The organism is Microcoleus sp. B4-C1 (genome assembly GCF_036705285.1).
Taxonomy (GTDB): Bacteria; Cyanobacteriota; Cyanobacteriia; order Cyanobacteriales; family Microcoleaceae; genus Microcoleus.
Genome location: NZ_JAUBUC010000074.1, coordinates 1 through 13,810 on the forward strand (window position 1 = coordinate 1; position 13,810 = coordinate 13,810).

14 protein-coding genes are annotated in these 13,810 nt (G+C 47.1%); 9 read left to right on the forward strand and 5 right to left on the reverse strand.

From position 1 onward, the window contains the following. The first annotated feature begins 223 nt into the window (after positions 1-223). From QUB26_RS23985 to QUB26_RS23995, 3 genes are all read left to right on the forward strand, one after another. Entirely contained in the window at positions 224-457 is a 234-nt protein-coding gene (locus QUB26_RS23985) for a hypothetical protein (protein ID WP_333245411.1), read from the forward strand. A 303-nt stretch (positions 458-760) separates the two neighbouring features. Continuing rightward, complete coding sequence (locus QUB26_RS23990; protein WP_333057660.1) at positions 761-1,666, forward strand: ferritin-like domain-containing protein; 906 nt, start codon at positions 761-763, stop codon at positions 1,664-1,666. 334 nt (positions 1,667-2,000) lie between these two features. Further along, positions 2,001-2,504: a YbjN domain-containing protein gene (locus QUB26_RS23995; protein ID WP_333057661.1), complete on the forward strand. Its 504-nt coding sequence runs from the start codon at positions 2,001-2,003 to the stop codon at positions 2,502-2,504. A gap of 81 nt (positions 2,505-2,585) precedes the next feature. Here the strand turns inward: QUB26_RS23995 and QUB26_RS24000 are convergent, their stop codons facing one another. The 3 genes from QUB26_RS24000 to QUB26_RS24010 form a co-directional block, all read right to left on the reverse strand. Then, positions 2,586-3,044 carry a divergent PAP2 family protein gene (locus QUB26_RS24000; RefSeq protein ID WP_333057662.1) on the reverse strand — a complete coding sequence of 153 codons (459 nt, stop codon included), beginning with the start codon at positions 3,042-3,044 and terminating at the stop codon, positions 2,586-2,588. Positions 3,045-3,058: 14 nt separating this feature from the next. Then, on the reverse strand, positions 3,059-3,985 hold the full coding sequence (gene crtE, locus QUB26_RS24005; RefSeq protein WP_333057663.1) for a geranylgeranyl diphosphate synthase CrtE: 927 nt from the start codon (positions 3,983-3,985) through the stop codon (positions 3,059-3,061). Positions 3,986-4,182: 197 nt separating this feature from the next. After that, positions 4,183-5,070, reverse strand: a complete 888-nt coding sequence (locus tag QUB26_RS24010; RefSeq protein ID WP_333245414.1) for a LysR family transcriptional regulator — start codon at positions 5,068-5,070, stop codon at positions 4,183-4,185. 111 nt (positions 5,071-5,181) lie between these two features. Here QUB26_RS24010 and QUB26_RS24015 point away from each other — a divergent pair, with 111 nt between their 5' ends. Both QUB26_RS24015 and QUB26_RS24020 read left to right on the forward strand, forming a co-directional pair. Next, entirely contained in the window at positions 5,182-5,670 is a 489-nt protein-coding gene (locus QUB26_RS24015; RefSeq protein WP_333245417.1) for a GNAT family N-acetyltransferase, read from the forward strand. A gap of 105 nt (positions 5,671-5,775) precedes the next feature. After that, positions 5,776-6,564 carry a methyltransferase domain-containing protein gene (locus QUB26_RS24020; RefSeq protein WP_333245420.1) on the forward strand — a complete coding sequence of 263 codons (789 nt, stop codon included), beginning with the start codon at positions 5,776-5,778 and terminating at the stop codon, positions 6,562-6,564. Between the two features lie 88 nt (positions 6,565-6,652). Here QUB26_RS24020 and folD read toward each other — a convergent pair whose 3' ends face one another. Next, the gene (gene folD / locus QUB26_RS24025; RefSeq protein WP_333245423.1) at positions 6,653-7,522 is read right to left on the reverse strand and encodes a bifunctional methylenetetrahydrofolate dehydrogenase/methenyltetrahydrofolate cyclohydrolase FolD; all 870 of its coding nucleotides are present in this window, start codon (positions 7,520-7,522) and stop codon (positions 6,653-6,655) included. Between the two features lie 143 nt (positions 7,523-7,665). On the opposite strand from folD, the gene QUB26_RS24030 reads away from it, so the two are divergent. Together QUB26_RS24030 and QUB26_RS24035 are read left to right on the forward strand one after the other, a co-directional pair. Continuing rightward, complete coding sequence (locus QUB26_RS24030; RefSeq protein WP_333233209.1) at positions 7,666-8,091, forward strand: DNA-binding protein; 426 nt, start codon at positions 7,666-7,668, stop codon at positions 8,089-8,091. A gap of 323 nt (positions 8,092-8,414) precedes the next feature. Next, positions 8,415-8,837, forward strand: coding sequence for an NUDIX hydrolase (locus tag QUB26_RS24035; RefSeq protein WP_333245426.1), 423 nt, complete (start codon positions 8,415-8,417; stop codon positions 8,835-8,837). Positions 8,838-9,129: 292 nt separating this feature from the next. Here QUB26_RS24035 and QUB26_RS24040 read toward each other — a convergent pair whose 3' ends face one another. Next, positions 9,130-9,678, reverse strand: coding sequence for a LeuD/DmdB family oxidoreductase small subunit (locus QUB26_RS24040; RefSeq protein WP_333042404.1), 549 nt, complete (start codon positions 9,676-9,678; stop codon positions 9,130-9,132). Between the two features lie 177 nt (positions 9,679-9,855). Here QUB26_RS24040 and QUB26_RS24045 point away from each other — a divergent pair, with 177 nt between their 5' ends. After that, on the forward strand, positions 9,856-10,731 hold the full coding sequence (locus QUB26_RS24045; protein ID WP_333245429.1) for a hypothetical protein: 876 nt from the start codon (positions 9,856-9,858) through the stop codon (positions 10,729-10,731). Between the two features lie 767 nt (positions 10,732-11,498). Next, positions 11,499-13,601, forward strand: coding sequence for an ATP-binding protein (locus QUB26_RS24050; protein ID WP_333245431.1), 2,103 nt, complete (start codon positions 11,499-11,501; stop codon positions 13,599-13,601). Positions 13,602-13,810: the final 209 nt, after the last annotated feature.

The window sequence follows — 13,810 nt, forward strand, 5'->3', positions numbered from 1 at the left end:
AACGTATTAAATTCAAGTCCAGTCACCCGACTTAATATTTTGTTACATACTTATGGATTTTCCCGCCGACCTACTTAGTTGTCAGGCACGAAGGCGTTGAACCTCGATCGGCAACCTGTAGTGTTACAATCACCGATGAAGATAAAGTAATCATGCTGACATTTGTTTACTTGGAGCTAGAACGGGTGTTGCTCCGCATTCAAACTTCAACCGAAGAAAGACTATGACCGTGAAAGTTACTCCGCCAAATTCAATTAAAATGTTTCGCTATCGAGTGCATTTCTTGGCAAAAGACCTCTGGAGGGAAAAAAACCCGATTTGTCGGATGAATCTGGCTTTACAGTTAGCCGATGTGGCGACAACTCTGGCTAGGTTGGAAGTAGAAGAGGCGCGAAAATTTCAACAAGAGTCTGCTAGTGTGGAGGTTTCAGACTCGACGGAAACTGAAAACTTTTGAGTGTATGAGGTTGCTTTGTGTGATCCGCGCAACCCTTGCGTGATAGCAGTTTAAAAAAATAATCTAACTGTATAAAAGCTCCCAACCCTGATAGTCAGGAGTCATTTTTAATCTAAAATCTAAAATCTAAAATGGTATGGCTCGCAACTCAAAACTATTGTCATTTGTTGAGCTAGTAAAAAAATTGTCTGTATAAAATTGAATGTCCGTGCTAAACAACAACTTTCACCCTTGCGAGGTAATTGGTTGTTGCAAAAACTGCGTTACACTTATACAAGTATCTTTACAAAACAACATAAAACCATGACTGTTGCCTATCCCCGCAAGCTTCGCAACGCAATGGGAGCGCGCGAAATTTTAGCTAATGTAGTGCGCGATCGCGAAATTCACCTGATCACCCTCAACCGCTACCGCTACAGCGAACAGCGCAGTTGCAAAGACCTCACCGAGGTGATCGAACAGCTAAACGGGGAACCAGCCGAACTCGTGCGCGACCTCTCCCGGCACATTTCCGACGAAGCGCGACACGCTATGTGGCTCACCGACTTGCTGGTAGACCTCGGCCAAAATGTGGGAACGCCGCCGGGAGTCTCCTACATTGACGAATTTGAAAGGTTGTATGACAGCGAACAACAAGACCCCACCACAAACCGCGAAGACTTCGTAATTTCTTCCCTCGCCGCGATTAACGTCACCGAGAAGCGGGGCTGCGAGTATTTCTCAGCGCACATCCACGCCCTCAAACAGGCTCCCCAAACCGCAGAAAACGTCAAAATCCGCGAAACAATCGAAAAGATTTTTCCCGAAGAAGCTGGTCACGTCCGCTGGGGCAACCGCTGGCTGGCCCAAATCGCCGACAAAAGCCCGGAACACCGCCAGAAGGTGGAACAGGCAAAGCGCAAGTATGTGGCGATCGAACAAGCAGCTTTTGAATCGGGAATGGATATCATGCTGGGGGCAGAACTCCGCCGCGTCACCCGCCTTGTGGATATTGCCAATACCATGCCGATGTGGGAACGCCCGCAATACCTGATGGAACGCTTGCCCAGAACCCTGCTGGCCCCGGATCTACAAATGACCAGAGTAGATGTAGCTCAGCGCGCCTGGAACCGCGACCCGCAGGCATTTATGGAGAAATTGGTGCCCATGTTCCTCAACGGCTTGAATACCATTGAGAAGAAGCCGGCGGCGACTAAGCCCAAGGCTTAAAAACGATCGCGAACCTGATTGAAACCGCTTTCCAAGTCAAACTTGCGTCTGCCTCCGCAAACAAGCGAGATCTACTGGTTCCCAGGCCTAGCCTCGGAACCAGTTATTTAAAGTCATAATTTGTACTCGTTACCAGGCAGATCCTGGTAACGCAGATCCAGATGCTCTGCCTCAAGTTTTCGTAGTTAAGCGAGGCGGAGCCTCTGGACATCGGTTCCCAGGCAGAGCCTAGGAACAAGTTACTCTGGACGGAGCTTTAAGATTTAAAATTTACAATCTGAAGAACATAGCAAGTAAACTGATTATTGGAATAGTTTTCCATCTAAATATAATCATGACTACCAGCGAGCCGAACATACAAACAGCTTCCGCAGAAAGCCTATCGAGGGAAAGCGCGATCGCCTCCGAGCAGGTCGAAAAAGCCACAGCCGTCACCTATGCAGAAGAAATTGAAACTGTCATCGCCAGCATGGCTGTAGACCAAAAAGTGATGGTCGGTCAAAGTGAAGCTGGCGGACATCTTTGGAAGTTTAAGTACGGCAGTGTTGAAGTGTTCGTGCAACTCACCGGCGAAACCGAAGATGATACTTTGACTGTTTGGGCTTTTGTACTGCAGTTGCCTGCGAAGAATGAAGCTCAATTAATGCGGAAACTTCTAGAAATGAATTGGCTGTCTACTTTGGAATCTCATTTTGCCATTGTTGACAATCAAGTTGCGGTAATATCGACTCGGACGATCGCCGAAATCTCGACCGGAGAAATTTCTCGTGCTATCACTATTGTCGCCACTATCGCCGATGACAACGACGATATTCTGCAAGCAGAATTCGGTCAGTAGTGATTAGTTAACAGTTAACAGTCAACAACTAATACTTAAAAGTTAAAAGTTAAAAGTTAAAAGTTAACAGTTAACAGTTAACTAATATGCAGGCCCTGCGATCCAAGCAATAGTGATTCCCAGCCCCAAACCGACAAGCACTTGAAAAGGAGTGTGTCCCAGCAACTCTTTCAGGCGAGCCTCATTAAGGTTGTGATCTTCCTCAAAAAACTCGTCAATAATTTGGTTGAGGATGCGAGCTTGCTTGCCTGCTGCTTGGCGGACGCCTGCTGCGTCGTACATGACAATAATTGCAAAGATCGCAGCGATCGCAAAGTCCGGACTTTCCCATCCCATCGTTTGTCCGACTTCAGCAGCCAAAGCGCCCACAAAAGACGAGTGAGCGCTGGGCATTCCCCCCGTTGTTACCAAATACTGAAGATTAAACTTGCGATTTTTGACCAACTCGATCGGCAACTTCATGATCTGAGCCGCCAGACAAGCGATCAAAGCAACCACGAGTACATGATTGTTTAAAATGCCGCTGCAAATTTCCTGCATAGTGTTTAGTATTTCTAGTTACTGCGGCTGGTAATATAATCGGCGATCGCCAGCAGCGGTAGAGCTTTGCTCCCAAACACTGCCAATTGAGCCTTAGCATCAGCAACAAGCTGCGAAGCTTGGCGCCGAGACTCCTCAATTCCCCACAAACTCGGATAAGTGACTTTCCCTGCTTGAACATCTTTGCCAGCAGTTTTGCCCAGTTCTTCTTGGGTAGCAGTAATATCCAGAATGTCGTCAATGATCTGGAAAGCCAACCCAATATTTTGAGCGAAACGAGACAGCCGCTGCAAATCCGCAGCCGAAGCCCCAGCCAGAATTGCCCCACAAACTACGCAGGCCTCTAACAGCGCGCCTGTTTTGTGAGCGTGAATGTAATTCAAAGTTTCCAGAGAAACATCTGTCTTTCCTTCCGATTCCAAATCAACCACTTGACCGCCTACGAGTCCAGCAGCACCCGATGCCCGCGCTAAATGGGCGATCGTCTGCAACACCTGTTGGGGGGGTACGTTCTCAGTTTTAGTGGCGATAAATTCAAAAGCATAGGTCAACAAACCATCGCCAGCCAAAATGGCGATATCCTCGCCGTAGACTTTGTGGTTCGTCAGTTTGCCGCGCCGGTAGTCGTCATTGTCCATTGCCGGCAAATCGTCGTGGATCAGCGACATCGTGTGGATCATTTCCAAAGCGCAAGCTGTCGGAATTGCCATAGATGTAGTGCCGCCGGCCAGTTCGCAGCTAGCCAGACACAGGATCGGACGCAGGCGCTTGCCCCCCGCTAGCAGCGAGTAGCGCATTGCTTCGTAAATTTTCTCTGGGTAGATGACCGGCAGTGCACTGTCGAGAGCTACCTCGATCGCCTCTTTTCGCTTGACTAGATAAGTAGATAAATCGAAAGAGGATTCCGGTTGGGACGAACCCATTTCTGTTGCCAATACCATCCCTTGCTCTCTTGTACTTAATATTTATATGGGATATTGTGAGCCGTTGGGGTCGCATCGTGCTGACTTTTACGGCAGTAGTTGCTCGAACTCCGAGCATCAATTAATCATTCTACGGGTGTTGTTGCACAGAAAATCTTTGAGTTTTGATAAGTTTGTCAAATTACCAGTCAATCTAAAATTTACAATCTCAAATCTCAAATCTCAAATCTGCTAATGTGTCTGGCGACTTCCAAAAACCGTTGCACCGCCGCCGTTGGATCGCTGCGCCAAATTAGAGCGATCGCCACAATGCAGGTTGATTCTGGTAACGCTTTGTAAACAACCCCGCTGCGCTGGAAATTTTGCATCGACGCCGGGACGATCGCCACTCCCATCTCGGCGGCTACCAGACTCACAATGGTTTGCATTTGAATTGCTTCTTGAGCCGCGATCGGGCTAAAACCTGCTTGTTGACAAAGACTGACGATCGCATCGTACAATCCCGCAGCCTGGGAACGCGGAAATAGGATGAACGGTTCCGTGGAAAGTTCGCGTAATTCAAGATGCGTGCGATCGGCCGCCGGATGCGTTTCTGGCAGTGCCACGATCAGCGGTTCTCGAAAAACGATTTCAGAATTTATCCCATCTTCCTCAACCGGAGGGCGCACGAAGCCGATATCAATTTGCCCGAACCGCAACCGCTGCAACTGTTCGTTTGTTGTCTGTTCGTGCAGTTCGAGCTTGACGGCGGGACACCGAGTGCGAAACGCCTGTAAAATCGCTGGAACCACGTTGTGTGCAGCAGAACTCACAAAGCCGATCGTCAGTTGGCCGAGTTCGCCCCGACTGGTTTGTCTGCCGAGTTGAATTGCTCGATCGACTTGCTGCAGAATTTTCCCGGCTTCCTCGAAAAAAACCTGTCCCGCAGCCGTTAAATGCACCGTCCGCTTGGTGCGGCGAAACAGTTGAAACCCCAACTCTGCCTCTAAATGCTGGATTTGTTGACTCAGCGGTGGTTGGGCAATATGCAGTTTTTCGGCTGCACGAGTGAAATTCAATTCCTCTGCAACTGCAATGAAATAACGCAAATGCCGAAGTTCCATAGCTCCTCAATCATTTATATTTTAAAAGTATAAGTGGTTAGTTAAACATATATTGGACATTAATGATGATGTTTCATACAGTGATTAATAGGCGACATTGAGAATTAAACAATGGCTAATTTGGATATCAAAATTAGAGAAGCAGAGCTGGCAGATTTGGAATTAATTCTTGCTTTTATTTCGCAAAAATCAGAATTCGATGGAGTTCCACATCTTTTAGAAGCAACAGCAGATAAATTGCAGCAAACGTTGTTTTTCCAGCCTCCGCTAGTGCGAGTATTGTTGGCGGAAGTTGCCGACACAGCGGTAGGGTTTGCGATGTTTTATGCTTCCTATTCAAGTCTTTTGGCGCAGCCTTGCCTTTGGCTTGATGATTTATTTGTGCAAGCTCATTTTCGCGGTATGGGAGTCGGGACAGCGCTGTTAAAGTATTTGGCACAAATTGCTGAGTCCACAAATTGCGGGCGGATTGAATGGACTGTTAATACTGGCAATGCGCCTGGTATTGCTTTTTATGAAAAGCAGGGAGCGCGGATTTTGGAAAATATTAGGGTTTGCCGAATCGAGGGAAGTGCGATCGCCCAACTAGCTAACAAATAATTTGATTGGTTTTGTGAAGAAGGTTTTTTTGTTAACCGCAGAGAACACAGAGAACACAGAGAAAGAGAAGACAGAGAAAGAGAAGACAGATTTAGGATATTTATCATGGCACAAAATTTTTGGAATACAGCTCTTTATGAGAAAAATCATGCTTTTGTTTGGCAGTACGGCGAATCGCTTTTGGAGTTACTATATCCGAAGGCTGGTGAACAAATTCTGGATTTGGGCTGCGGTACGGGACAGTTAACTGAAAAGATTGCTCAAAGGGGTGCTTTTGTACAAGGTATTGATTCCTCTTTGTCGATGATTTCCACGGCAAAAGTTAACTATCCTCACATTAACTTCGCGGCCGCAGATGCGAGTATTTTTCAAGTAGAAGAGCCGTTAGATGCTGTGTTTTCTAATGCGGTTTTGCACTGGATTAAACAGCCGGATGCTGTGATTAATTGTGTGCAAAAAGCGCTGAAGCCGGGAGGGCGTTTTGTGGCTGAGTTTGGGGGTAAGGGGAACGTGGGGGCGATCGTCCGGGCAATTTTGAGTGTTTTGTCAGAAATTGGCTGCCAGGAGCCTGAAGCGCTTAATCCTTGGTATTTTCCGAGTATTGGCGAGTATGCTGGGCTTCTGGAAAAGCAGGGTTTTGAGGTGGGTTATGCGGTTTTGTTCGATCGTCCGACTCCCCTAGAAGGTGGCAGCGCGGGTATGGTAAATTGGATTGAGATGTTTGCTGGCGGGTTTTTGTCGGGGTTGTCTGAGGATGTGCGTGAAGCGAAGCTATCCCGTAGGGAATCGCACGTAATTAAAGCAGTTGAAGAACGTTTGCGATCGGCGCTGTACCGCGATGGTAATTGGATTGCAGATTACCGCCGAATTCGCGTTGTTGCTGTCAAACTGTAGGGCGCGTCGCGATCGCAAATCTTCAAATACGATCGAAAATTTCAGCAGCGACGCACCCTACGTTAGGTGCATTTGTCATGACTAATGACTACTTGATACTGTAACTCGAAACGGTATTTTCCAAAAGCATAGCAACAGTCATCGGCCCGATTCCTCCCGGCACCGGCGTGATAAATTCGGCTACTGTTTTAACAGCATTAAAATCTACATCTCCGGCTAAACGACTCGTACCGTCTGGATTGACGACGCGGTTAATACCGACATCAATTACTACTGATCCAGGTTTGACCATATTAGCTGTAATCATTTCTGTGCGGCCGACTGCGGCTATTAAAATATCGGCTTGATTGGTAATAGATTCTAAGTTTTGCGATCGCGAATGAGCTACAGTAACAGTACAATCGGCTTCTAACAGCATCAGCGCCATCGGTTTTCCTACCAAAATACTGCGGCCCAAAACAACGGCATTTTTTCCTTTCAAATCAATCTGGTATTCCTGCAATAACCGCATCACTCCGGCGGGAGTACAACTCCGCAAACCTTCCTCCCCGCGCACGAGACGGCCTAAATTTACAGGGTGAAGTCCGTCAGCATCTTTATCGGGGGCAATTTGGTACAGCAGCGAAATTGCATCTAAGTGTTCTGGTAGCGGTAATTGAACTAAAATGCCGTCTACTCGATCGTCCTGGTTGAGTGCACGAATTGCAAGTTCTAGTTCGGCTTGAGTAGCGTTGGCTGGGTAATGCTGGCCGAAGGAAGCTATCCCAACTTTAGCGCAGGCTCGCTCTTTATTGCGAACATAGGCTGCGCTAGCTGGGTTGTCCCCTACCATCAGCACCGCAAGTCCCGGAGGACGACCCTTTTTGGGTTGTAGGGCGCGGACTCGATCGCTCAGCTCGCTTTGAATCTTTGTCGCTAAAGCTTTGCCATCTAGTATTTGAGCAGTTTTGGCATCCATTGTAGACTCTGGGTTAGGGGCTGATGATTTTAGATTTTAGCTTAATCCCCGCCAAGGACTACACTAGAGAAATTTCTTACTTGCGATCGATTCTGGGGATTCTGTTAAAGTAAGTCGTATCTCACATCTCAAATCAGTTGACAATGACTACTGCAATTAAGCAAGTTTGGGTTCAAAGATTCTGTACCAGCTCTTTGTCGCTAATCCTCGCCAGCGGTTTTTTCAGTTGCGGCAATTTACCCATGTCTCAACTTAATCTTGGTTTTAATGTTGCTAGCATTGGCGACATTCAACAAAAGCGACAAGTCGATGGTGAAGTTTATCTCCGGGGAAAGGTGGAAAATCGCGCTCCGTTTGTGGGGACTGCGGCTTATCAACTTGAGGATGGTACTGGCAGTATTTGGATTTTAACCAAGCAAGAGTTGCCCCAGCTTGGCGATGAAGTATTGCTGAAGGGAGAAGTCCGCTACAAGAGTATTACTCTGAAGGATTTGGCCGGAAAAGATTTAGGTGAAGTTTATGTTGAGGAAATGGAACAATTAAAGCGCACTCCAGCGGCAACTAAATAAAAATAGGAAGATGCTATAGCCTTTCTCAGTAACATGAGGTGGTCATAGGGAGCCGTGGGCATAGGGTTCGCCCCCATATTTCACCACGCTTGAGAACCGCTATAATTGATTTCATTAAGTGATTCTATTTCATAAAAATCAAAGGTTTATAGTTGCGCTTGGGCGATTTGGATCTGTTTATTTATCCTCAAAGTTCATTAACCATAATATTATGGTCGGGGCGGGTTTACCTAGATTTTTGGTGGGTTTTACAGATGTTGGTGAACCCGCCCCTACAGCAATTTATTCCTTCTTCCTTCTTCCTTCTTTCTGCTTTTTAACAAATGACTAAAATTCACGTTGCGATCGCGATTTTGTACCAAGACGGCAAGTTTCTCTGTCAGTTGCGAGACGATATTCCTCATATCAGGTATCCCGGACATTGGGCTTTGTTTGGCGGACACTTGGAACCGGGGGAAACTGCGGAAGTGGCTGTCTTGCGAGAATTGAAAGAAGAAATTAGTTATGCTCCTGCAAGTGTTTCTTTTTTCTGTTGTGATGTCGAAAAAGATGTTGTTCGCCACGTTTTTTATGCACAACTTAGTGCGGATGTCAAGGATTTAGTTTTGCTTGAGGGTTGGGATATGAAGTTGTTGACACCCCAGCAGATTCGGATCGGCAAATGCTTTTCTGAGCAGTCAGGAGATGTGCGACCTTTTGGGATTGCTCACCAGCGTATTTTATTGAATTTTATTGACTCGATTTGAGAAAATTGGCACTCACCCCACATTGCAGGGGTTTGAGGAGGGAGATATTCGTAAGGTGCGCCCAGGCGTGCACCTTACATTGCAGGCAGAGCTGTTTCATTATCTTGTAGGGGCAGCCCCCCGTGGCTGCCCCAATCTCTGAAACACGAGCAAATCGTGGATGGGGAGGGTAGGCACGGGGAGTAGGGGTAGCACTACAAGAGTCAAAATCATCGTTTTCTGTAGGGGCAATCCGACCCCTACTCCCCGTGGTTGCCCCGAAACAGCCCTGACATTGCAGGGGGTTTAAAAGTTAAGAGCGAGCCGCAATCATTCCGGTTTGGCGCGCGTAGTCAAACAACCCTCCGGCATCTATTACTGGCCCTACTTCTCCTAACGGTTTGAGCGAGAAAGTTCGATCGAGAGTGTGGTTGACAATTACCTCTGCTGTAAAGTCGATCGTCACTTCTTGACCGGTTACAAACAAGTCGCAGAGCCGCTCGACTGATTCGATCGGGTACAATTCGCCAGTAGCCGAGCAATTGCGAAAGAAAATGCGCGCGTAAGACAAAGCTACCACCGCTGTGACACCTGCAGCCCCCAGAGCGATCGGAGCGTGCTCCCGCGAAGAACCGCAGCCAAAATTTTCGCCCGCTATGATAATCGGATACCGGGTTTTCTGTTCGCCGGATTCGATAAACTTACCGTAGCGATCGGGCAACCCAATCATCGCGTAACTGCCTAGTTTCTCGTACTCATCCGGCTTCGAGGGTACCAGGGTCAGGTATTCGGCAGGGATAATTTGATCTGTATCGATGTTGTCGTCTACAACAAAAATTTGACCGCTAATTACTTTACCCATAGTTTATTTCCTGTTAGCCTCGCTCGATGCTGTGGTGATAATTTTAAGTGGATCGGTATGCAAGATTTGCATCTGTTCATTTTAACCTGGCAGTGTCAGTGATAACCTGTATGAATAAAAATTAGATCCGAGACTTTGGGTTAACAATTAACAGTTGCTAAGCGTCAACATAGTTTTATGGCAAATCCAATAGATGACATTGCTCGACAAGCTCGCGAGGGCTCGGTTGCATCGATTATTCAAATCCTTAATGACGAACTGGCACAGGTAGGGGTCAGGGCCCGAGCTGTGTTTGCAGACGGGGTGTTGCAACTGCTGTGCGAAGCTGCAACGCCCCAATTGCTCGAAGAGTCTAGTTTGGTCGATCGAGTCCGAGCAATTTTGGAACGCATTTCGCCCCACAATATTCGCCGAGTCAACATCAACAGCCGGCTTGTCCGAGAACACCAACTGCTGTGGCTGGAAGAAATTAGCCGCGATCCCGAAAATCAACTGTTGTGGTCTCAAGAAATTAAACTCCGAAAGCCGAATTTGTTCAAGCGTTTAGCCACAGCCCATCACGAACGACAAGCTGTGGGAGGCAAGCGGGCTTTGCCAAGAATGGCTATACCTCGATCGATGCAGCAACCGCGACAATTTCAGCGCGGTATCGTCGGCGGCATCAGCTTGAGCGTGCTGTTGCTCGCTGCAGCGGCCGCCATCTACAAAGGACTTAATTCCCAAGTGCCAAACACTACACAAGCCAGCACCCAAGCAGTTGCCAGTGCTCCTCCCTCGGAGGCAAAACCTGCTGTGAAAATTTCTAAGGAGACTGTTAATTCTGCTGGTGACTCTTTTGCACAAGCAGTGCGAGTAGCCGAACAAGCAGCCACCGAGGGCAAAACCGCTCAATCTCGCGAGGATTGGTTAGTCGTAGCTGCTAAGTGGCAGCAAGCTTCCGATTTGATGGCAGCCGTGCCTTCCAAACATCCCCGCTATACCACAGCTCAGAACCGGACGGCACTTTATCGCCAAAATAGCGATAAAGCCCAACAGGAAGCACAAAATAAATAAATTTAACAAGAGAGTTCGCCGCGCTGCTCTAGGTGTTGTGAAAAATGAGTTTTTGAGTCAAAACTCGGAAACTCTCAGCCGGCGTTATGAGTGATAATTTGGGGATTTTGAATTTTTGCGATCGGCGTTACTAGATCGGCGGATTTGTATCACAATAAAAATTTGCTAGTATCACAAACTTAAATAGGAAACATCACACAGTGAGAAGATGGGTGTCACTAAGCGGTCTCTAGAAAAGATTCATACTACTAATAACCGTCAATCGATTTTAGATTTTAGATTTTAGATTGACCCCACGGATAAATTCGGGGGGCAAGTTTCATCGGATACAGGTTTTTGATTTTTGGACGGATGAATCACGTGGCGGGTATCCTGGATGCGAGGGGGTCAAAATTAGGGGAATGGGATTGATAATCATCCGGTCAAGGATGGCAAAGTTCATCCCGTACAGATCCAAGCGTAGAAAACAGGAAAATAGAACTCGGTCATATCTGGGTATATTTTTACATATCGAGTCACCCGCCGATCGGCTCCACAAACACAGAAAGCAGACTCATAATGGTTAAGCCGACAGTTATGGAGAGGTTCTATATTTGTTGCAGCGGTAGTCGGCTCAAACATCTTAGAATAAAGGCTTGGTTGCCATGATCGATCGCCAGAGAAATCAAGACTTTACTTTGATCGACAGATCGCCGTCAGAGTCTTGCACATTGCATTTACCGCAAATCGCAGAATCAGTCTCAGTCCCAAAATTTCTGGATCGTCTTATGCAGTACCAGGTCGATCCTGCCCTTCTCGGGCGACAAATTTGCCAAATTCTCGCCACCAGCTTTGATCGAGAACTCCTGCTGCTGCAAATAGCCAATACTTTGGGGGCTGCATGGCGGGCAGATTTCTGTTTGGTTACTGCTGTGGTTGACCAGAAAGTAGTACATCCGAACGCTTACTGGCAAAATTGGAGCAATCTCCCTTATGTTGCCGATGTTGCCGATTCGACTCCAACACCGGAACACCCCCAAACTACAGGATTAAAACCGCCTAGCATATCACTCGAACATCCCGCTTGGGCAAACGTCCTAGCAAACGGAGAGATAGTGGTGATATCCGACTATCTTGATATTCCGGCAGCTTCATCGCCCAATTCCCCTGTGACTCCGCTGCCTTTTCGGGCAATTTTGGCAGGGCCTGCGCGATTTGGAGGGACTGTAAATGGCATGATAATTGTTGGTAAGTCGCAACCTTACGAGTGGTCGGTAGCCGATCTGCAGCGCCTGGAAGCAGCATCAGACGCGATCGGCAGCGCGATTTCTCACCTTCAAAAAACTCAAGAAATTGCCAGCTTAAACGAACAGTTACAGCGACAAGCTAAATACAAAAATCTACTCAAGTCAGTTGCTGCCTCGATCGGCACCAATTCAGAAGTCGATCGAATATTGCAGCAAGTTATTCAAAATACCGTCGATACCATGGAAGTAGATAGAGGCCAAATCCTCCTATTGAAATATACAGATCCTCTATTTACAACTCGCTCCCCCAATCAAACTCCCAAAGCGAAAGTCGAATTAGTTTGCGAATCGGTTGTAAAAAAAGATCCAAATAAACAGGCAATAACACAAAGCGCAGTCGGAAAAAAAAGCTCAACATCCAGAAGAAAAAACAAGGATAAAACTGCTAATTCCCCAGCCAAAATTCCCAACTCAAAACCAAATAACTATCCAGGTTTTTGGCTATCAGAATCTAATTTGTGCCACCAAGCATTCCACAGTGCGCCCCGACCCCTAGCCCTCGCTGATGCAGGCGAATTAATCGCCAAAGAACAAGAAGTAGCCACAGAAATTTTGAAACTCCAAGGCATTCGCGGCTTGCTGCTGGTTCCCATCACGGGCGGTAGCTGCCACGAAACAGTTTTGGGTTTCTTGGTTTTGCAGCACTCGAAGCCGCGCACTTGGAACCCGGAAGAACTAGAAGTTCTCGAATCAGTCAGCGCTCAAGCGAGCAAGATGATGATCCAAACTCAAACGCTTAAGGAATTGCAAACCGTAGTCTTAGACAGAAACGCTCAGTTGCAGCAAAGTCTCGACGTGCAGGGGAAACTGTACGAACAATCTGCCAATCAGCTAGAGCAAATGCGGAAATTGAAGGTGGTTAAAGACGAGTTTCTCAGCACTCTGAGTCACGAGTTGCGTACCCCTTTAACAATCATGAAGCTGGCGATTCTGATGCTCAAACAAGCTGAACAGCCGTCAGCGAATCGGACTAAGTATCTCGACATTCTAGAACAGCAGTGTTCTAAGGAAACTGCTCTGGTTAACGATTTGCTGGCCCTCAAGCAGTTTGAGCCTCAGCAAGTCCCAATTTCTCTAATCAAAATCGATCTCAACCGTTTATTTCAAGATTTAGTTAGGGATTTTGAAAAACAGTGGGCGGATAAGCAATTGACTCTTAAGGTGGATTTGCCCAAATTGACCCCTTGCTGGGAAACTGACCCGGACATTCTCAATCGGGTACTGCTGGAACTGCTGACGAATGCTGGAAAATACTCTGCTTCTGGAACGGCGGTAGTTTTGGAAGTGTCTGAGGCAGTCGGTTATATTGTCCTGAGCCTTTCTAATTTCGGGCGTGGCATTTCTGCGGCTGATTTGCCCCACATCTTTGAGAAGTTCCGCCGTGGCACTGGCATTACTGACCAAGCTATCGCCGGTACGGGTTTGGGGCTGGCTCTGGTAAAGTGTTTAGTGCAGCACTTGAATGGTACTATTGATGTATCTAGCTGTCCGGCAGAAAGTTTAGAAGCTGACAATTTGTGGCGCACATCTTTTACTCTGACTCTGCCGCTATTTGCAGCGGAACTCTGTAATGTAGAAGAATAGTTCGGTTGAAAAGCTGCTCTTAATTGGCCGCGAACAGGCGAAACGACAAGACTTGCCAGAAGAGGGAGATTTGGAAATGTTGTAAACACTACCAAGTCCTCTGTTTTGAATTGTTTGTTTGGTTGCTGTCTAAATTGCCGGTTCTCGATTGCTGATTTTACCCAGGACTGATATTATGTCTGGTTATTGGGCAGTAATTAGCGCGTGTT